This is a genomic window from Brachybacterium vulturis, from assembly GCF_002407185.1.
GTDB classification, from domain to species: Bacteria; Actinomycetota; Actinomycetes; order Actinomycetales; family Dermabacteraceae; genus Brachybacterium; species Brachybacterium vulturis.
Window position 1 is genome coordinate 1,215,490 of the sequence record NZ_CP023563.1, and the last position, 19,861, is coordinate 1,235,350.

Here is a 19,861-nt window from a genome sequence, read left to right on the forward strand (position 1 = left end):
GTCGGCGGGCGGCCGTCACCGCCGAGGGGCGGGAGGCTAGACTCTCCCCTCGTGACCACGACCGAGCCGAACCGGTGGACCGACCGCCGCAGCGATGCCGTGTCTGCGCGCAAGGAGACCTACGAGCAGTTGCGCCGGGCCAGCACCTGGCGCCTCCTGGCCGCGACGAAGGCGCCGGCGGTGCTCGCCATCCTGCAGGCGACCTTCCCCGCCGGCGACCGCCGGCTCCCGCGCAGCGAACTGGTCGCCCGGGTCGGTGCGCACCTGCCGCTGCTGCATGACGACCAGGACGACGACGCGCCCGAGGACCCCGATCTCACCGGGGAGGGGCGCGGCGGCCGCAGCGCCGGGGAGTACGTGGACGGCTGGGTGCGCGAGGGCTACCTGACCCGCCGCGACGACCCGCAGCACACCGAGACCACCTTCGAGCCGTCCCCGGCGACGATCGACGCGATCCAGTTCATCGCCTCGCTCGAGGAGCACCGGCCCACCACGACCCAGTCCCGGCTGCAGCTGGTGGTCCAGCAGTTCGAGCGCCTCGCCCAGGAGACCGAGACCGATCGTGACGTGCGCCTGGCGGACCTGCAGCGCCGCCGTGAGCGGATCGAGGCGGAGATCCGGGACCTCGCCGAGGGGGAGCTGATGCTGCCCAGCCCCGAGGCCTCCACGGACAAGCTGCGGGACATCCTGCAGATCGCGACCGAGCTCTCCGGTGACTTCCTCCAGTACCGGGAGGACCTGCGCGCCGTGGACCTGCACCTGCGCGAGCAGATCCTCTCGCCGGAGGGCTCGCGCGGCGAGATCCTCGAGCAGCTGCTGGCCGGCGACGATCTGCTGGGACAGTCCAGCGTGGGCCGGACCTTCACCGCCTTCTTCCGGATGCTCAACGACCCCGCCCGGACCCGCACCACCCAGGACCTGGTGGACCGCCTGCTCGAGCGGGACTTCTCCCGCTCGCTCGGCCGGGACGAGCGCGAGAAGCTCGCGGGCGTGTTCAGCGACCTCTACGAACCGGCGCAGGAGGTGCTGGACGTCAAGACGGAGCTGTACCGGTCGCTGGCCCGCTTCGTGCGCTCCCAGGACTTCCGGCAGCACCGCGTGCTGCTGGAGACGCTGCAGGAGGCGCAGGGCCTCGCGCTCGCGCAGAAGGACGAGGTGGCCACCCGTGCGCCCTTCCCGCTCGAGCTGGACCTCTCCCGGGTGCTGCTGAGCTCCGTGTCCCAGCACCGGCTGAAGGACCCCACCGATCCCGGTGCCCCCGCCGAGGCCGAGGTGCACGATGCCACCGCCCTCAGCGTCGAGGTGCTGCAGGATCTGGTGCGCACCCACGACATCGACATCGTGGGCCTGACCGCGGACATCAACGACGTGCGCGGCCGCAGCGGGCAGGCCTCCCTCGGGGACGTGCTGCGCGAGCGGCCCGCCGCGCAGGGGCTCGCCAGCGTGATCGGCCTGATGTTCCTGGCGACCCACCATGCGCGGGAGCGCGAGGGGTCCACGGAGGTCGTCAGCTGGCGCGAGCTGGACGGCAAGGACTATGCGGCGAAGGTGCCCGCGTTCTACTTCCTGGAGGACGTCCCGGTCGAGTGACCCGGGTGCGGCGGTGGAGCGTTCAGGCCTCGTCGAGCTCCGCGAGGGCGGGCCGGGCGCGTTCCCGGAGCTCCTCGAGGTCCGCGCCGAAGTGCGCCATCCGGCACCCTCGACCGTGCGTGGCCACCTCGATGCCCTCCGTCTCCCAGTGGGGGAGCGCACGGGCCAGCAGCGGATGGTCGCCCGAGGCGCTGGTGACCCGCCACCACGGCACCCCGGACCCCCAGGTGCGCAGGATGCGGCCCACCAGGCGGGGGCCGACGCCGACGATCGCGCCGATCTCGCCGTAGGCCGCGACCTGTCCGGGAGGGATCGCCTCGACCACCCGCAGCACCCGCTCGACGGTGAGGTCGTCCATGCGGGTGCGTGAGGGTCCGGCGGGCATGGCCGTCAGTCTGGCACGGGCGTGCAGGCCCGGGCACTGGCGGCCGACGCGACGACGGCGGCCCGGAGACCTCTGCTCGAGGTCCCCGGGCCGCCGTCGGTGCGGCTCGCCGAGGGCTCAGCCCCGGTGCGAGCCGTCCTGCGGATCGCGGAACTCCGGCGCCTCGGGGGGCAGATCACCGTTGCGGTCCCGCAGCTGCTGCGGGGAGAGAGGATCCCGCTCGTCGGCGCGGTCGTGCTCGGCGAGCTGGTCGCCCTCGTCGGCGCGATGCTGATCGTCGTGCCCCTCGGCGGCCGGGGTGCGATCCGGCGCCTCACCGGTCAGCGGTTCCTCGTCCGCGGGGCGGGCGGCGCGACGGCCGTGGCCCGTGCGCCGGGTGGCGGGGTCGTCGGTGACGGCATCCTCGTCAGCGGTGCGATCGGGGCCGACCCCGTCGTGCCCGGTCCCGGCGACACCGGCCCCGGCGACACCGGCCGTGGTGGCTCCGGAGCCGTGGTGCTCCCGCCCGTCGTGCCCTGGACGGTCGTGCCCCGGACCGTCATGCCGTCCGTGGTGGGAGTCCCGGACGGCATCGTCCTGCGCACGGCGAGGGGGCTCGGCAGGGGTGTCGGTCCTGGGGTCGAGCCGATCGGCCTCGGCGAGCCGCTCCTCCATGGTGCCGCGCTCCTGCTCGACCGCGGCGCGCTGCGTCTCCGCGTCGGCGTGCCGGCGCTCGGCCGCGATCTGCTCCTGCTCGGCCGTCTTGGCCTTCCGCTCGGCGTCGAGGCGGGCGCGGTCGGCCTCCAGCTCCGTCTCTCGCGCCTGCAGGTCGCGTTCCTGGACGGTCTCCTCCTGTGCCTTCGCCTCCTCGCGCAGCTCGACGGCGCGCTGACGGTCGGCCTCCTGCTGCCGGGCCTGCCTGCGCCTCGAGGCCATCACTCCCACGACGATCAGGATGATGAGGACGATGAGCACTCCCGCGACGATCCCGATGATGACGGGTGTGGACAGTTCCATGGTCGGCTCCTAGCGGTCGATTCCTCCGCACGGTGCGCACGGGGGTCTTCCTGCGTGTGGGGCCCATTGCACCAGATGGATCACCGGACCGCCCGCATTTCGACCAACCGCTCAGTTCCGATGGGCTCGTCCGGCGTGACGTGCGCCGGTAAGGTGGGGCCTCGTGATCAGCTCTGCGCCCCGCACCGATGTCGACGATCCTGCGCAGCGGGAGGACGGTGCGCCGTCCGTCACCGGTACTGCTCTGGTGGACGAGTCCCGACGGGTGCTCGTCCATCTCCTGCAGGGGCCCTTCCTCGACGGGCGTCGGGACGGCGCCCGGTACGCCCAGCTGTTGCGGGACCGCGCTGCGATCGAGGCGCGCCTGGCGGATCTCTTCCTCGAGCTGATCGTCGACGACGACGCCCAGGTCGCCTTCGTGCGGCAGAGCGAGGAGGACCTCGACGCCCCCAAGCTGCTGCGCCGACTGACCGGCATGAATCGTCTGGACTCGGTGCTGATGCTGGTCCTGCGACAGATGCTGCTCACCCAGTCCTCGCGCGGCCAGCGCACAGTGGTCTCCGAGGCGGAGCTGCAGCAGGCCCTGGCCGCCTACCGCCGCACCACCTCGACCGACGAGGCGGGCTTCGCCAAGGAGGTGCGGGCCTCGATCACGAAGGTGCAGCGCGCCGGTCTGCTCGACGAGCAGGGCGACGACTTCGAGGTCTCGCCCGTGCTGCGCCTGATGATCGGCCCGGACACGGCGCGCGAGTTCATCGCGCTGTACCGCGACGCCGGGGTGAGCGGGCTCGAGGACCCGAGCGATGACCGGCCGGTCGAGGACGAGGACGAGTCCGTCGAGCCGCAGGGCCCCGCGGGGGACTGAGGTGAGCTCGGCCCGCACGTGATCTGGGTCGCTTCCTGCGCGCTGTCCGGTGCCTGTCCCGTGCCTGAGGGGTGCCCGGGTCCGAGTTTCCTGCATGGTCGGCAATTGCGCACCATCGGCGTGACGGAATAAGGTCAGGCTCGCCTAACCGTCGAGTTTCGGCGGCCCCGACCCCTGGAGGAACCGTTGTGACGCTCTCCCGCCGTGCGCTCGTCGCCCTGTCCGTGCTCGCCGTGCCCGCCCTCGCTTCCTGTTCCGGCGGTGACGCGGATGCCGCTCGTGACGTGGATGCGGAGGGCGGGTTCCAGGCTACGATCCCGCACCTGTACGGGGAGACCGTGCTCGAGGCGAAGCCGACGAGGATCGCGACCGTCTCCTGGGTCAACGCGGACACGGTCCTCGCACTCGACCTGGTGCCGGCCGGCATGCCCACCGTGACCTGGGGCGGCAACGAGAACGGCTCGACCGACTGGATCGACGCGAAGCTCGAGGAGCTCGGGGCCGGCTGGGACACCGACACGGCGCCCGTGACCTACGACGAGACCGACGGCATCAACTTCGACGAGATGGCGGCGCTGGTGCCGGACCTCATCATCGCCGCCTACTCCGGCCTCACCGAGGAGGAGTACGACCAGCTGAGCAAGATCGCCCCCACGATCGGTCCGCTGGCCCCGAACTACACCGCCTCCTGGGAGGACGTGCTGGCCGCGGTCGGCACCGCGACCGGTCTCTCCGAGCAGGCGGCGACCCTGGCCGAGCAGATCACCGGGGACCTGGCCGCCGTCGGGGAGGAGAACCCCGCGATCGCCGGCGCCACCTTCATCGCCGGCACCCTGGGCCTGGCCGACGACTCCATCGCCCTGTACCTCGGCGGGGACACCCGTTCGCGCTTCTTCACCTCGCTGGGGATGACGCTGGCCGACGTGGTCACCGAGAACACCCCCGACTCCGAGACCTTCTACCTCGAGTGGTCCGCGGAGCGGGCCGACGAACTGGTCTCGGACCTCTTCTACTCCTGGGCGGCGCCCGGCACCACCGTCGAGGACTTCCAGGACAACGAGCTGTTCGCGCAGATCCCGGCGGTCGCCGACGGCGGCGTCGTGCTCACCGACGACGACCACCTCACCCTGTCGATCTCGGCGGCCAACGCCCTCAGCCTGCCCTGGGCGCTGGAGCACTTCGTGCCCACGGTCGTCGAGGTCGCGCAGAGCGTCCGCGGCTGACCGGCCACGGTGCGCCGTTCCACCCCGCTCGTGCTCACCGGGGCCCTCCTGGTCCTCGGACTCACCTGCCTGCTCTCCCTGATGGTCGGCGCCCGCACCGTCTCCCCGAGCACCGTGGTGGAGGCGCTGCGCGCCTATGACGACTCCCTCACCGACCACGTGGTGGTCCACTCGCGGCTGCTGCGCACTCTCGCCGGGATCGCCGTCGGCGGGGCACTGGCCGTGGCGGGCGCCGCGATGCAGGGGATGACCCGCAATCCGCTCGCCGATCCCGGGATCCTCGGGATCAATGCCGGGGCCACCACCGCCGTGGTGCTCGGGGTGTACCTCGCCGACGCCTCCCGGGTCGTCGAGCTCATGGGACTCGCCCTGCTCGGTGCCGCGCTGGGCACCGTCGCGGTCTACGCCGTCGCCTCCCTCGGCCGCGAGGGTGCCACCCCCGTCAAGCTGGCCCTGACCGGGGCCGCCCTCACCGCGGGCCTCGGCTCGGTGGTCAACGCCCTGGTGATGATCGATGACTCCTCTCTGGACCGGCTGCGCTTCTGGCAGGTCGGCACCCTCGGCGCCCGCAGCCTCGCGGACATCTCCGGGGTGGCGGCGCTGATGGCGGTCGGCGCCGTGGTGATCCTGCTGACCACCGGGGTGCTCAACGCCCTGGCGCTGGGGGACGACGCCGCGGTGGGTCTCGGGGTGAAGGTGGGCCGGGCCCGGGCACTGCTGGGCACGGCGGTCATCCTGCTGTGCGGTGCGGCCGTCGCGCTCGCCGGCCCCATCGGCTTCCTGGGCCTGGTGGTCCCGCACGCCGCTCGGCTGCTGCTCGGCGGCGACTACCGCCGGATCGTGCCGCTGTGCCTGCTGGGCGGCCCGGTGCTGCTCCTGCTCGCCGATACCGCGGGCCGAGTGATCGCCCCGCCCGCCGAGGTGCAGGTGGGCGTGATGACGGCCCTGGTGGGCGTGCCCGTGTTCATCGTCCTCATCCGCAGCCGACGGCAGGTGGGACTGTGAGCGCCGCCGCTGCTCCCGCGTCGCGAGCTCGCACGCCGCGCAGCCGCCGCGCCCTCCTGGTGGCGACGGCCGCCGGTCCGCTGCTGCTTGCGCTCATCGCCGTGCGGGTGCTGGTGGGCACCCCGATGGTCCCGCTGGATCTCGCCGTCCGGGCGCTCAGCGGCGAGGACATCCCCGGGTACTCCTTCATCGTGATGGACCTCCGCCTGCCCACCGCGGTGGTCGCGCTGCTGGCGGGCGTCGCCTTCGGGCTCTCCGGCACGGTCTTCCAGACCCTGCTGCGCAACCCGCTGGCCAGCCCCGACGTGATCGGCGTGACCCTCGGCTCCTCGGCCGGAGCGGTGATCGCGATGGCGTTCTTCCAGGCCGACGGCCGCACCCTGTTCTGGTGCGCGCTGCTGGGCGGCCTGGCCACCGCCGCGCTCCTGCTGGCCGTGGCCGGGATGGGCGGACCGGGGTCCTCCGGTGGTGCGGACAACCGCTTCGTGCTGGTCGGGATCGGGGTCGCCGCCGCCCTCGGCGCACTCATCTCCTACCTGCTGACCCGGCTGTCGCTGCAGTCGGCGGGTGATGCCCTCCACTGGATGATCGGCTCCCTCTCCTCCTCCACCTGGGACCGGGCGGCGGTGCTGGCCGGTGCCCTGGTGGTGCTGATCCCGGTCCTCGCCCTGCTGGTGACGCGCCTGCGGATCCTGCAGCTGGGTGACGACACCGCCACCAGCCTGGGACTGCCCGTGCCCCGCACCCGGGTCGCGCTGATCCTGGTGGCGGTGACGCTGAGCGCCCTCACCGTCGCCGTCACCGGACCGCTCTCCTTCGTGGCGTTCCTCGCCGGACCGATCGCGCAGCGGCTCGCGGGCCGCCCCAGCTTCCCGCTCGCCGCCGCGGTCGGCGCCGTGATCGTGCTGCTGGCCGACATCGCTGGGCAGAACCTCTTCGGCGGCACCGAGCTGCCCGCCGGGGTGGTCACCGGCGCGCTCGGCGCCCCGTTCCTGATGTGGATGCTCATCCGTACCCCGACCTCCGGATCCGGAAGGTGACCTCACGACCATGGCACTGATCGAAGCCCAGCACCTGCACCTGGCGTACGACCGTCGGGAGATCGTCCGCGACCTCAGCCTGGCGCTGCCCGAGGGGCGGATCACGATCATCGTGGGCGCCAACGGCAGCGGCAAGTCGACCCTGCTGCGCGGCATGTCCCGCCTGCTCACCCCCAAGAGCGGCGGGGTCCTGCTGGACGGCCGCGACCTCCACTCCCTGCGCGGGAAGGAGCTCGCCCGGCGGCTCGGGCTGCTGCCGCAGTCCCCGCTCGCGCCCGACGGGGTGACCGTGCGCGAGCTGGTCTCGCGCGGCCGCTTCCCCCATCAAGGGCTGATCCCCCAGTGGACCGAGCAGGACGAGCGGGCGGTGGCCGAGGCGCTCGCCGCCACCCGCACCGACGCCCTGCAGGAGCGGCTGCTGGAGGAGCTCTCCGGCGGGCAGCGGCAACGGGTGTGGATCGCGATGGCGCTCGCCCAGCAGACCGAGGTGCTGCTGCTGGACGAGCCCACCACTTTCCTCGACGTCACCCACCAGCTCGAGGTGCTCGACGTGGTCCGCGACCTGAATCGTGAGCGCGGCACCACCGTCGGCATCGTGCTGCACGACCTCAACCTCGCCGCCCGCTACGCCGATCACCTGGTCGCCGTCCGCGCCGGCGAGATCCACTCCCAGGGCACCCCGGCCGAGGTCATCACCGCGCAGATGGCCCACGAGGTCTTCGCCCTGGACGCCCACATCGCCCCCGACCCCGTCACCGGCAGCCCGATGGTGCTGCCCCGCAGACGGGACCGCACACCCTCACCCCACCACCACGAGGAGGACCCCGTGTCCACCACCACCGACACCGCCGCGCTCGTGCCCGCCCTCGAGCACTCCAGCACGCTCGCCTTCGAGCTCACCGTCGCCGCCCGCCGCCCGCTCGGCCCGTCCCTGGTGCGCTTCACCTTCACCAGCGCCGACCTCGAGCACTTCGGGACCAACTCCCACCCACTGGACCTGCGGGTGAAGCTGATCATCCCCGGGCCGCAGGCGAGCGCCGACCACTTCGCCCCGGTGCGCCCCGAGGGCCACCTGGACCCCGCCACCCATGCCCAGTGGTACCGCGACTGGCTGCAGATCGATCCCGCCGACCGCGGCTGGATGCGCACCTACACCGTGCGCGAGCACCGCGCCGCCGGGCATCCCGGCAACCTCTCCGCGCAGCCGGAGATCGACATCGACGTGGTGCTGCACCTGGACCCGGTCGAGCAGCCCGGCCAGGGGGTCGCGGCGCGCTGGGCCCGTGACGCGCAGGTGGGGGACACCGTCTCCCTGCTCGGCCCCAACCGCCACCTGGTGGGCCCCGACTACGGCGGGATCGAGTTCCGCCCCGGCACCGCCCGCACCGTGCTGCTGGTGGGCGACGAGACCGCGGTGCCCGCCGTCGGCTCGATCCTCGAGGCGCTGCCCGCCTCGATCAGCGGCCATGCTCTGCTGGAGGTGCCCGAGGCCGGTGACGCCCAGCAGCTGCTGAGCCGCTCCGGGGTGCAGGTGACCTGGCTGCCGCGCGAGGGACGGCCGCACGGGGAGCTGCTCGACGCCGCCGTGCGGCGCCTGATGAGCGAGAACAACGCCCAGGCGTTCCGCGACGCCGCGGCCGACGGCCCCGCGGACGATGGCCGCGCGGCGACGCACGAGGAGCTGGAGGACGTCGACATCGACGAGACCATCCTGTGGGAGACCACCACCGGCCACGGCGCGTTCTACGCCTGGCTCGCCGGAGAGGCCGGAGCGATCAAGAGCCTGCGCCGGCACCTGGTCAGCGAGCTGGGGCTGGACCGCAAGCAGGTCTCGTTCATGGGGTACTGGCGGCAGGGGCGCGCCGAGCACTGAGGCGGTCCCGGGGCTGACGGGAGCGCAGCGGGGGCCTGAATGCGGTGAGGCCGCTCGACCGCTGCGACGTCAGGTCTCCGACGATCTCAGCGGTGACGACCTCAGTGATCGCCGTTCTGCTCGTCGAGCTCGAAGGCGGCCTCTCCGTCCTCCGCGCCTCCCGCAGCACCCGAGTCCGCACTCTCGTCAGCGGAGCGTCCTGCGCCCCCGTTCGCTTCCTCGTCGATCTGCGCGCCCAGAGCGGTGACAGGCTTGCGCTCGATCCTGACCACATGCCGTGCGGCATCGAGGAAGGCGTCCGCGTAGTTCTCCGGTGCGAACGGACCGAGGTAGTACTCGCGGGTGGACATGCGCTGGTCGGCCTTGGAATCGGAGATCAGCAGCTCGTCGAGCGCTGCGTCGAGGTTCTCCAGGTCCCGGGTGATGACGTACGCCGAGCGTGCCAGCGGGAACGCCTGCTCGAACTCGGCGACGGTCGAGGTCATCGTGACCAGGCCGTACGGCTTCCCCGAGTACAGGAAGTCGGGGACCACCGAGGAGACGTCGGAGATCATCGCATCAGCGATGTTGAAGCAGCCGAAGGCGTCCAGTTCCTTCTCCGCCGGGGCCCTGTACAGATGGTTCCGACCGCTGGCCTGCGCATCCTCTTCGAGAAGTCGGTGGATCTCGCGGATGTTCGCCTTCGCCTCCGAGTTGCGGTAGCTGAAGGGATGGGGCCGGAACACGACCGTCCTCCCGCGTGCGAGCAGCGCCTGCACGATATCCGGGCCCACGGGGAGGGACCCGTAGTTGGTATCGGCGTAGTGCCCCTCCCAGGTGGGAGCGTAGAGCACCGTGCTGATCGGGACGTTCTGCGGTCCCTGCTGCTGGACCGTCTCGACCTGGGGCCGTCCGACGATCGTGAACTTCTCCGACGGGATGTGGACGCCGTTGTTCTCGTAGCGGTCGATGGCGGCCTGTCCGGCGACGAAGATCCGGTCGTAGAGCGCGGTCACAGGATTGAAGCTCGAGGCCTTGTCGCTGTCTCCGTGCAGCAGCTGCACATGGGTCAGGTGGGGATAGCGCACCAGGTGGACATTGGGTGCGGAGTTGTTCACGTAGAACGCGGTGGTCATCTGCGGCGTCACGACGTCGTCCAGCTGCCAGATGTTGGTGCGGACCACGACGGGGGCGTCGGTGAGCGCCGAGATCTCCCGGAACGCCGAGGTGCGACGCAGCACGACGATGAACCTCTCCCCGATCTGCTCGAGATGTGTGATCCACATGCCGATCTGGTACGCGGATCCGGCGGGCACCCCGTAATAGAGGATGAACCGCGGATCGTAGGCTTCCACGGCCTCGTACAGCCCGTTGTCCGAGTCCACCGAGTCACGGATGCGCCGGAAGGAGTCCAGTGCGGAAGCGCCGGCCAGGAGCAGAGCGAGCACGGGCAGGATGATCAGCGCCCAGGCGGGCACACGCGCCAGCAGCAGGATGGTCGCCAGCGCGGTGACCGAGAGATCGACGACCAGCAGGAGGTTCACCGGATACTTCGGCCCACGAGTGTCCTGGATGCCCGGCAGGTTGCTCACCCGCAGCTTGCGGCCGGGTGCGACGCGGGTGACGACCAGTTCGGCGAGCGGGAGCAGAGAGAACAGGGCGACAGCGATCCACCCCACGGGGCCCGCAGCACCCTGAGCCCAGGCGACGCCGAGCGGAAGCAGCCCCAGCAGGAGGCGGATTCCGTGCTCACCGGCCAGACCCGTGCGGGTCACGTGCTGGCGGAGGCGACGGACCCCGCGCCGGAGCAGGACGAACAGCGGATAGATCGCCGGGAGCACCGCGAGGAACGGGGGAAGACCCGCAGCCAGCAGCACCAGCGGCAGGAACGCGAAGATGGTCTGCGTCAGTCGACGGCGCAGGCTCCTCATCCGTGCCCAGGGCACGGACATGCGGTGGCCTGATCCGGTCGCCGGACTCGCAGTCTGACTCATCTGCTCTCTGCTCCTTCACTGGTGGGGCGATGCCGAACGGGGTGATCCGAGGAGTGCTGGGCACGGGACTCGGGGAGGCCCTGAGGTGGACGCGGCTCGCCTGCTGCGGGGCTACTCTACTGAGCGCTGCCGCCCTATCGGGACATATGCGCCCACGATGTCGTCGGGGCTGCCCTGCAGGGTCGCCGAGTCCGTCTCCGGGCGGACCCCGGCAGGCCTCCTGCGGGCGGCTTCTGCGGCGCGAGTGCGCTGCCTCACGTCGAGCACCCGGCTCCTGTCCACACCGCTGGCGGAAACGTGCCACGGGCCCGGGGCGATGGCGGGGCGATATGGCAAGATCGAAAGCTCCCGACGCCGCCTCCGCCTGGCGTCCCCATCGCAGCACGAGGTAGGTCCAGTGACATCGATCGGCATCGCCAAGATCGCGAGGATGCTGTCCGTCTGGCCCGTGATCGTCAACACCCTTGCACTCATGGCGATGGTGGTCGCGCTCGCGCTGGATGACGCGCTCCTGACGGTGCTCGCAGCACTGCTCCCGCTGCTGATCATCGGGTGGCGGAAACGGCGTGCCCTCGTCACGGCACGCGGGCGGGTCGGAGGTGTCAGTCGTTTTCTCACCGCTCGGTATCTTCTGCTCGCCACGGCCATGGTGCAGCTGCATGACATCGGGCAGCTCGGTGGCACCGCGCTCGGTGCCTGCCTTCTGCTCGCTCTGGCCTGCGCCCTGGAGCCGGTGCTCCGGGCGCTGAGCAAGTACGCCGTCCCCTGTGCGGCCCATATGCCCGGAAGCGAGTCGCGCACCGGACCGGCCTTCCGCTATGGCATCGCCTTCCCGTTCAGCATGCTTTCGCTGCTGGTGATCACCGTGGCGAGCCTTGCCCCGATGCCGCTGCTGCTCGCCGCGCTGCTGCTCACCGCCGTGACCGTCGTGGTGTTCGTCGCGGCGCTGCTCGACGTCGTGCGCGGCATCCAGGAGCGCCGGCATGACCAGGCGAATCTCCCTCAAGCCCTGGAGCGGATGGCTCCGGTCTTCTACGTCTATTGGCATGCTCCGCCGCGCTCCACGTTCCAGGTGACCATGTGGCTGCCTCACCTGGAACGTCTCGGTGTCCCGTTCGCGATCGTGGTCCGCACCGCCGGCACCTTCCGCCAGCTTCAGGGCGCGACGGCGCATCCGGTGATCCTGCGCCGCTCTCTGACCGACCTCGATGACCTGATCGTGCCGTCCGTGCGGGGCGTGTTCTACGTCAACAACGCGATGCGCAACAACCACATGGTGCGTTACTCGCAGCTGCTGCATATCCAACTTCTGCATGGAGAGTCCGACAAGGCCTCGAGCGCCACCCCGATCATCCGGATGTACGACCGCGATTTCGTGGCCGGGCAGGCGGCGATCGACCGCTTCGAGAAGTTCGGCGTCGCGATGCCCCCCGAGATCTTCCGCATCGTGGGCCGCCCCCAGGTGGAGGATGTCGAGCCGGAGAGGGGCCTGATCCGCAACCTCACGGATGTCTCGGTGCTCTACGCCCCTACCTGGCTCGGCAACCAGACCGAGAGCAACTACTCATCCCTCCGTGCCGGACCAGCAATTGTCCAGGGCTTGCTGGGACGAGGCTGCCGGGTCGTCTTCCGTCCGCATCCGTACAGCTCTCGCTCCCCGGAGCTGCGAGCCGCCTGTGAGGAGATCTGGACGCTGCTCGAGGCGGACGCGGCGCAGACCGGCCGCGAGCATCTGTACGGCGCCCACTCGGAACGGAAGATGAGCGTGGTCGACTGCTTCAATGCCGCCGACGCGCTGATCTCCGACGTCTCCGCGGTGGTGGGCGACTTCCTCCATTCGGGCAAGCCCTTCGCCATGGTCTCGCCGCGCATCGCAGCGCAGGAGTTCACCGAGCAGTTCCCGATGGCGCGCGCCGCCTATGTGCTCGAAGCTGACGGCGCCGTTCCGCGCGCTCTTGGCACCGTGCTCGACGAGCTGCTTCGCACCGATGCTCGCCGCGAGGAGCGCCATCGATGGGCGGCCTACTACCTCGGCGACTTCCCTCGTGAGACGTATGCGCAGCGGTTCGTGGAGGTGGCGCGGGATGAGCTCGGGTTGGGCGAGGATGTTCCCGCGCTCCCCGCCACGGAGCATCCCGGACCGGTCGCGCCCTCGTGAGGCCGTGATCATGAGACGCGCCGTCACCGCGCTCCAGCGAGCTGGGTCACCGGTGCTGGGGCACGGGGGTGTGCCGTCGTAGAGTGGACCGTCACGCGGATTGGCCGGCGACGGGGACCACGACGCCCTCGTCACCAGGACACCGTCCCGAGACCCGTGAGGTCGCAGGGTCCCGGCAAGATTGGAGCAGTCGTTGTGAGCGCAGGCGAGGCAGAACAGGCGGAGGCACCTCTGGTGCCACCGCCCTTGGGACGCGTCTTCGACGAGGCATCGGTAGCGGCCGCCGTCCAGGAGAACGACCTCGAGCAGATCGGTGTCCGTCCGCCGCTGATCCCGTACGTCGAAGAGCTGTGGCAGCGGCGCGCCTTCGTCCAGGTGCTCGCCTCGTCGAAGGCGGAGGCCGAGAACCAGAACACCTACCTCGGTCAGGTCTGGGCGCTGGTCTCACCGACCATCAATGCCTCGGTGTACGTGCTGATCTTCGGATTCCTGCTGAGTGTGGGGCGGGCCGGCATCGAGAACACCATCGCCTTCATCGTGGTCGGCGTGTTCATGTTCCGCTTCTTCGAGCGCTCGGTCATGGCCGGCGCGCATTCTCTGAACAAGAACATGAATCTGGTGAGGTCCGTGAACTTCCCCCGGGCCGTGCTTCCGGCTGCGGGTGTGCTCGCCGAGCTGATGATGCTCGGGCCGGCCATCGTGGTCATGTGCGTGATCTCGTACGCCTCCGGGTTCTTGCCGATGTCCGGCAGGGTCACGCTCGACGCGTACTGGCTGCTGCTGGTGCCCGCGATCGTCCTGCTGTGGCTGTTCTCCACCGGGTGCGCCTTCATGGTCGCGCGCTGGGTGGCCATGACCCCGGATCTGGACAACCTGCTGCCACACTTCCTGAGGATCCTGATGTACGCGTCCGGCGTGATCTTCTCGGTGGAGAAGTACCTCGGCGAGTACAGCTGGGGATGGCTGCTGGAGTACCAGCCCGTGGCCGTGTACCTGTACCTGGTGCGGTCCTCGATCCTGGACGAGCCCGCGTACCCGCCGGATGCCACCATGTGGCTGATCGGTGTGGTCTGGGCGGTGCTGTTCGGTGTCGTCGGCTTCCTGATCTTCTGGAGCGGAGAGGAGAAGTACGGGCGTGACTGATGCCGACGAGATCGACTTCGAGGTCGACAAGGACGAGCTCGACAACACTCCGGTGATCGAGGTCCCTGACGACCGTCTCTCCCTCCTGGTGAACGACCTGCATGTCTCCTATCGGGTCTTCGGCGCCAAGAAGGTCGGGCACGGTCCCGGGCAGGATTGGGGCGTGCTCGGCCGCCTGGTGCGCCGCGGCGCGAAGCAGCCCCCGGTGCGTGAGGTGAAGGCCGTGCGCGGGATCAGCTTCGCCGCCCGGCACGGTGAGGCGATCGGCATCATCGGGATCAACGGCTCGGGCAAATCGACCCTGCTGCGCGCCATCGCCGGGCTGATCCCGCCGGTCGCCGGCACTGTCCACGTCGCCGGCAACCCCGCACTGCTGGGCGTCAACGCCGTGCTGATGAAAGACCTCACCGGAGAGCGCAACATCATGATCGGTGCACTCGCGCTGGGCCTGTCGAAGAAGGAGGTCAAGGAGAAGTTCCAGGAGATCGTCGATTTCGCCGAGATCGGTGACTTCGTCAACCTGCCGATGAAGGCCTACTCCTCGGGGATGGGGGCACGGCTGCGGTTCTCGATCTCGGCCTCGGCCATCCCGGACATCCTCATGATCGACGAGGCCCTGGCCACGGGGGATGCGTCGTTCCGCGCGAAGAGCAAGGCGAAGATGGACGAGGTGCGTGAGGCGGCCGGCACCGTGTTCCTGGTCAGCCATTCCCTGGCCACGATCCAGTCCATGTGCACGCGGGTGCTGTGGGTCCACGACGGGCAGCTGGTGATGGACGGCAGTCCCGCAGAGGTCTGCGGGGCGTACAAGAAGTACACCAGCTCACGCAACCCCAAGAAGAAGTCCGCGCCGGCGAAGAAATAGCTGACCACCACATCGAAGGGCCCGCGGATATCCGCGGGCCCTTCGACTGTCAGCGGTTCGGGACCGCCGTGGTCGTCGTGCGCCGACTCAGCGACGCTCGGAACTCATTGCCGCACGACGATGTTCTCCGAGTCGATGAACCGCCCGACCGGCGAGGACATCGTGTTGATGACCTGCGCGACGTGCCCGGGCTGCATGATCGTGCTGGGATCCTCGTCCGGCGCGAGGGTCTTGCGCAGCGCAGTGGCGGTGCGGCCGGGGGAGAGGCAGACCACGCGGGTGCCGTAGATCGACAGCTCCTCGCGCATCACCTGGCTCATGTTGATCACCGCCGCCTTGGAGGCGGAGTAGGTGAGCCAGCCCGAGCGACCGGTGATGCCGGCCGTGGAGGCGATGTTGACGATGAGATCGAAGCGGTTGCCCAGGTTCAACAGGGTCTGGACGATGGTGAACGGACCATAGAGGTTCACGTTGATCGTCTTCTCGAAGTCGGCCATATCGACCTGCTGGAGCGGGACCGGGTTGGTGTACCCGGCATTGTTGACCAGGATGTCGATGCCGCCGACCTGCTCGTAGGCCTCGGTGACGGCCTGCTTGAGGGCGTCGCGGTCTCCGACGTCGACCGTGACGGGCACGAGCTTGCGCCCGATCGGCAGCTCCTTCTCGAGGGCTGCGACGTTGGCGTCGAAGTCCTCGGAGGCGCGGGCGAACATCACCACGGTGGTGATGTCGTCGTTGCTCCGGATGAAGCGTCGGGTGGTCTCGAGGCCGATCCCGCGGGATGCTCCGGTGACGAGCGCGGTCTTACTCATCGTCGTCCTCCTCAGGGCGCAGGAGGAACCCGGCCATCTTCAGATCGGTCTTGGTGGTCACCTTGAGGTTCTCATCGGTGCCCTCGATGAAATGGACCGGGTGGCCGAACTCCGCGACCAGGGTCGCGTCCTCGGTGAACTCGATCCCCTGCTCGCGGGCATTCGTGTGTGCATCCAGCAGATCCGACTTCACGAACTTCTGCGGCAGCTGCACGTTGCGCAGACGCGAACGGTCCAGCGACCCCGTCACCGCAGAGGTCCCCGGATCGACCGGCGCCACGGTGAACGAGATCTCCGACATCAGCGCGACGTTGCGGTGCTCGGAGTCGATCAGGCGCTGGAAGTCGCTGGTGCGCACCAGCGGGCGCGCCGTCTCGTGGATGATCACGTCATCGTTGGTGCAGTGCGAGACCATCGCCGCGACCGAGGCGTGGCGGGAGGCCCCGGCCTCGACGAGCGTGACCGGGGTCGAGATCGCGTAGGCCTTGAGGACCGCCTCGATGTCCTCCCGCCACTGCGGCGGGTAGTTCAGGACGATCTGGGAGATCTGCTCCACCCGGTCGGCGGTGACCAGGGTGTAGACCATGATCGGGATGCCGCGGAGCTTGAGCAGCTGCTTGGGCGAGTCTGCGCCGGTGCGGCTGCCGATCCCTCCGTTGAGGAGGATCAGTGAGTACATAGGAAATGCCCTTCGTGCGGGTCGGCGGGTCGAGCGTGGTGAGCCACGAGCGAGATCCGTATCCGTCGAATTGATCGGCACGTCACCGGGACGTTCCGTGCCGTTCACTGTACAAGTCGCGCCGACCTGATCCGGGCGGCACGCGGGGAGGGGCGGAGGAGTTCCGGAGCGCGACTGCCTGGGAAGGCAGAACGTCCGACGGGAGGAAGCGCAGGCGGTTCCCCGGAGGCAGGGCCGCGCTCACGCCGAGTCGTCGGCAGCAGGGTGTTCCTGCTCCCGGATCCGGGCCCACAGCTCATCGCGACGGGCGGACAGGCGCTCGCAGGCCTCCAGGAAGCGGGCGAGGGAGGCGCCGGGGGCAGTGTTCCCGAGGTAGTACTCGATCAGCTCGACCCGCTCCTCGCGAAGCAGATCATGGTCGATGAGCTCCCGGGCGAGGCTGCCGGCCCTCGAGGCGTCCGGGGCCGCCAGGCGCGGGGACATGCCCAGCAGCGCCGTCGCGGCGTCCCGCGCCTGCGGATCCGCGGAGCGCGTGATGAGCAGCGGCTTGGCCGTGGGCAGCCAGTCGCCCATCACGGCGGAGACGTCGCAGAGGATGAGATCCGCGTCGGCGAAGTCGTGCTGCAGGGGACGGTCGGTGCTGACCCTGCCGCCCGCGGACTCGACCAGCTCGCGCAGCTCCCGGTCCGTCTCCCCGTACTCCGGGACCCGCACCCCGGTCAGGGGATGGGGCCGGTAGATCACGCCGAGGCCCGCGGCGAGCAGGGAGCGCACGGCGGCGGGGCCGTGGCTGTTCAGCGAGCTGTAGGCCGCGGAGGACTGCCCGCCCTCCCAGGTCGGGGCGTACAGCACGGTGGGGCGGTCATCCGCACGGCTCGTCGCCTCGACCCGATCGGTATCCAGCGACGGCCTGCCCACCGGGATGCAGCGGGCGGGGGCGTCGAACAGGGTCGTATACCGCTCGAGCCGGTCGATCGCCGCCTGCCCGGCGACGAAGGAGTAGTCGTAGGCCTTGATCTGGTTGGAGACCGAGACCACCTTGTCCGAGTCCCCGTGCAGCAGGGAGACGTGGATGGCAGAGCGGGATCGCAGGGCCGCGGTGTTCAGCGGGTTGTAGTTCACGTACAGGACCAGCTTCGTGTCGCTGCGCAGGATGATCGAGTCGAGCGTGGCGTCCAGCGCGATGGTCACCACGGGCAGGTCCATCTCCGCGCGCAGGGACCCCGCGGTGCGGGAATCCATGCACACGATGGTCACGCCCTGGGCTCGGTGCAGCTCGCGCAGCGGGCCGTACCAGGTGCGCAGCTGGTAGAGGCTGTCCTGGGTGTCGGGGAAGTACACCACCACGTCGCCGTCCAGGGTCGCGTCCGCCAGGGCGGCATCGTCCCCGATCCCGTCGGGCATCCCGCCGGGCAGCAGCCCGAAGCGACGCAGGAGCTTCCCGCCCGAGCTGCGAATCCGGCGTGTGAGCGCGTTGCCGCGAGCCGGCATGTTCAGGTCCTTCCGGGGGAGTCGTCGGTGGTGCTGATCCCACTGTTCCCGCTGGTGCCGGGATCCGCGGCAGCGATCAGCGCGGCCCAGGAGCTCCCCGTCGTGTGCTGGGGCAGGGCGCGGCCGTAGCTCGCCCGCAGCTCGGCCCAGCGCCGTGCCAGGTCGAGATGCGACCTCAGGGAGCGCATGAGGGCGTGGCGCATGGCCGACCCGTGCACCGTGAAGACCACCTCGGTCCCGCCGTCGGCATCGGTGATCAGCAGGGCGTCGCCCCCGAGGGTGGTGCGCCAGTGCATGCGGTCGGCGGGCACCTCGAGCACCACCCGCGGCGGACCGTCGGGCCGCAGCATCCGGCCCACAGAACGCAGCAGCGCCCTGGGCAGCGGCACCGGGGAAGGATGGGTGGGGTGCAGATCCTCGTGGAGGTCGTTCTCGTGGTGCCAGCTGTCCACGATCCGCGCGCCCTCGGCGCGGGCGCGGCCCAGGTCCCCGCCCAGCCAGGCCTCGGGACCGGAGCGGACCGCGTCGATGCCCTCCTCCCAGAGCTCGGCGGTCAGCAGATGGCCGGCCAGCACGTGCTTGGTCTGGTGCAGCAGGGAGGAGACGATCACGCCGCGCCCGGCACCGTAGGCCGCAGCGATCGCCAGCCGGTTGCGGTGCAGGACCCGCGCGGTCCACGTCATCTGGGTGCGGTACGCGGTCCACGGGGGGTGGTGCACCGCGGTGCCCGGCAGCACTGCGTGGTCGTAGCCGTGGGCGGTGGCCCGCAGCCCGTACTCGGCATCGTCCCACTTCAGGAACAAGGGGACCGGGAGACCGAGCTCAGCGGCTGTGCCCGGGGGGAAGAGCGTGCCCCACCAGCCGGTGTAGTTCACCTCGTCGTGGGCGGCGACGAAGCTCCACTCCTCGGGCGTGGTGCCCGCCAGGTCGATCGCGCCGTGGACATGGTCGGCGGATGTCCATTGGAACGCTCGGGTCCCCACCTTCTCGGCGTGCGTGATCAGCTGGGTGGGCCGAGCCGCCGAGAACAGCGGGGTGCCGACGATCGTGGGCCGGGGGGCCAGTGCCTGATGCGTCAGCATCCGGCGGAGGGACTCCTCGGAGAGGAGGGCGTCGTCGTCGGAGAAGAGCACCGCGGCCGAGGGGTCCTGGGAGGCCTCGAGCATCCCGCGGGCGTAGCCGCCGGAGCCTCCGAGGTTCGGCTGGGTCACCAGGTGGAGGTTCTCGTGTGCGGTGAGCAGCTGCGCGAACTCCGGGTGGTGCTGCAGCGTCGCGCCCTGGTCCACGACCACCACGGTGGTGACCGGGTCCATCTGCAGGAAGCGGCGGACCTGGTCGAGCGCGTCCGCCTCCCGACGGTAGGTGGGCATGACCACGGTCAGCGGCGGCAGCTCGAGGCGTCCGGGGATGCTCCAGGTCACCTCGCGCACGGCGCCGTCGACCCAGAACCAGTCCTCGTCGTGCTCGGCCAGAGAGATCTCCCGTCGCCCCTGGACGAGGGGACCGAGGCGATGGATGTGACCGTTGCGGGCGGCCAGCAGGGCACCGGGGCCGCCCTCGACCGTGACCGTCACGGAGCGTTCGCCGATCACCTTCCGCCAGGACGCCGCGGGGAACGCCTGCCCCCAGAGCGGGGGAGAGGAGAGCGGATCGATGCGCTGCAGCGTCGTCGAGGGCGTGTCGGTGCGGGCACCGTCGGGCGTGGCGGCACGGTGCTCATCCGAGGAGCCGGAAGCGCTCGGCACGTCCTGCATCCATTCTCC

General features: G+C 70.4%; 16 protein-coding genes. 9 read left to right on the plus strand and 7 right to left on the minus strand.

Annotated elements, in window-relative coordinates:
- Positions 1–51: 51 nt before the first annotated feature.
- Positions 52–1,590, plus strand: a complete 1,539-nt coding sequence (locus CFK38_RS05390; protein ID WP_096802164.1) for a DUF3375 domain-containing protein — start codon at positions 52–54, stop codon at positions 1,588–1,590.
- 22 nt (positions 1,591–1,612) lie between these two features.
- Here CFK38_RS05390 and CFK38_RS05395 read toward each other — a convergent pair whose 3' ends face one another.
- Together CFK38_RS05395 and CFK38_RS05400 are read right to left on the minus strand one after the other, a co-directional pair.
- Positions 1,613–1,975 carry an MGMT family protein gene (locus CFK38_RS05395; protein ID WP_096802165.1) on the minus strand — a complete coding sequence of 121 codons (363 nt, stop codon included), beginning with the start codon at positions 1,973–1,975 and terminating at the stop codon, positions 1,613–1,615.
- Between the two features lie 117 nt (positions 1,976–2,092).
- Positions 2,093–2,971: a hypothetical protein gene (locus tag CFK38_RS05400; protein WP_096802166.1), complete on the minus strand. Its 879-nt coding sequence runs from the start codon at positions 2,969–2,971 to the stop codon at positions 2,093–2,095.
- A gap of 163 nt (positions 2,972–3,134) precedes the next feature.
- On the opposite strand from CFK38_RS05400, the gene CFK38_RS05405 reads away from it, so the two are divergent.
- The 5 genes from CFK38_RS05405 to CFK38_RS05425 all read left to right on the plus strand — a co-directional run bounded on the left by CFK38_RS05405 (position 3,135) and on the right by CFK38_RS05425 (position 8,977).
- Positions 3,135–3,836, plus strand: a complete 702-nt coding sequence (locus tag CFK38_RS05405; RefSeq protein WP_096802167.1) for a DUF4194 domain-containing protein — start codon at positions 3,135–3,137, stop codon at positions 3,834–3,836.
- Between the two features lie 188 nt (positions 3,837–4,024).
- Entirely contained in the window at positions 4,025–5,059 is a 1,035-nt protein-coding gene (locus tag CFK38_RS05410) for an ABC transporter substrate-binding protein (protein WP_096802168.1), read from the plus strand.
- A 9-nt stretch (positions 5,060–5,068) separates the two neighbouring features.
- The gene (locus tag CFK38_RS05415; RefSeq protein ID WP_096802169.1) at positions 5,069–6,064 is read left to right on the plus strand and encodes a FecCD family ABC transporter permease; all 996 of its coding nucleotides are present in this window, start codon (positions 5,069–5,071) and stop codon (positions 6,062–6,064) included.
- Positions 6,061–7,104 (plus strand): FecCD family ABC transporter permease, encoded by a 1,044-nt coding sequence (locus CFK38_RS05420; protein ID WP_096802170.1) that lies wholly within the window; start codon positions 6,061–6,063, stop codon positions 7,102–7,104. The genes CFK38_RS05415 and CFK38_RS05420 overlap by 4 nt, the downstream gene beginning before the upstream one ends.
- Before the next feature lie 10 nt (positions 7,105–7,114).
- The gene (locus CFK38_RS05425; protein ID WP_096802171.1) at positions 7,115–8,977 is read left to right on the plus strand and encodes an SIP domain-containing protein; all 1,863 of its coding nucleotides are present in this window, start codon (positions 7,115–7,117) and stop codon (positions 8,975–8,977) included.
- A gap of 101 nt (positions 8,978–9,078) precedes the next feature.
- Here CFK38_RS05425 and CFK38_RS05430 read toward each other — a convergent pair whose 3' ends face one another.
- Entirely contained in the window at positions 9,079–10,950 is a 1,872-nt protein-coding gene (locus tag CFK38_RS05430) for a CDP-glycerol glycerophosphotransferase family protein (protein ID WP_157773366.1), read from the minus strand.
- 397 nt (positions 10,951–11,347) lie between these two features.
- Between CFK38_RS05430 and CFK38_RS05435 the strand changes: the two genes are divergently transcribed.
- The 3 genes from CFK38_RS05435 (at position 11,348) to CFK38_RS05445 (ending at position 15,116) form a co-directional block, all read left to right on the plus strand.
- Positions 11,348–13,108 carry a CDP-glycerol glycerophosphotransferase family protein gene (locus CFK38_RS05435; RefSeq protein ID WP_096802173.1) on the plus strand — a complete coding sequence of 587 codons (1,761 nt, stop codon included), beginning with the start codon at positions 11,348–11,350 and terminating at the stop codon, positions 13,106–13,108.
- A 234-nt stretch (positions 13,109–13,342) separates the two neighbouring features.
- Entirely contained in the window at positions 13,343–14,251 is a 909-nt protein-coding gene (locus CFK38_RS05440) for an ABC transporter permease (RefSeq protein WP_096802174.1), read from the plus strand.
- A complete protein-coding gene (locus tag CFK38_RS05445; protein WP_096802175.1) occupies positions 14,244–15,116 on the plus strand; it encodes an ABC transporter ATP-binding protein in 873 nt (290 codons plus the stop codon). The genes CFK38_RS05440 and CFK38_RS05445 overlap by 8 nt, the downstream gene beginning before the upstream one ends.
- Before the next feature lie 104 nt (positions 15,117–15,220).
- On the opposite strand, the gene CFK38_RS05450 is transcribed toward CFK38_RS05445, so the two are convergent.
- The 4 genes from CFK38_RS05450 to CFK38_RS05465 all read right to left on the minus strand — a co-directional run bounded on the left by CFK38_RS05450 (position 15,221) and on the right by CFK38_RS05465 (position 19,852).
- On the minus strand, positions 15,221–15,928 hold the full coding sequence (locus tag CFK38_RS05450; RefSeq protein ID WP_096802176.1) for an SDR family NAD(P)-dependent oxidoreductase: 708 nt from the start codon (positions 15,926–15,928) through the stop codon (positions 15,221–15,223).
- Positions 15,921–16,607 (minus strand): IspD/TarI family cytidylyltransferase, encoded by a 687-nt coding sequence (locus CFK38_RS05455; RefSeq protein ID WP_096802177.1) that lies wholly within the window; start codon positions 16,605–16,607, stop codon positions 15,921–15,923. The genes CFK38_RS05450 and CFK38_RS05455 overlap by 8 nt, the downstream gene beginning before the upstream one ends.
- A gap of 240 nt (positions 16,608–16,847) precedes the next feature.
- Positions 16,848–18,098 (minus strand): CDP-glycerol glycerophosphotransferase family protein, encoded by a 1,251-nt coding sequence (locus tag CFK38_RS05460; protein WP_096802178.1) that lies wholly within the window; start codon positions 18,096–18,098, stop codon positions 16,848–16,850.
- A gap of 2 nt (positions 18,099–18,100) precedes the next feature.
- Positions 18,101–19,852: a glycosyltransferase gene (locus CFK38_RS05465; RefSeq protein ID WP_096802179.1), complete on the minus strand. Its 1,752-nt coding sequence runs from the start codon at positions 19,850–19,852 to the stop codon at positions 18,101–18,103.
- Between the last annotated feature and the right edge of the window lie 9 nt (positions 19,853–19,861).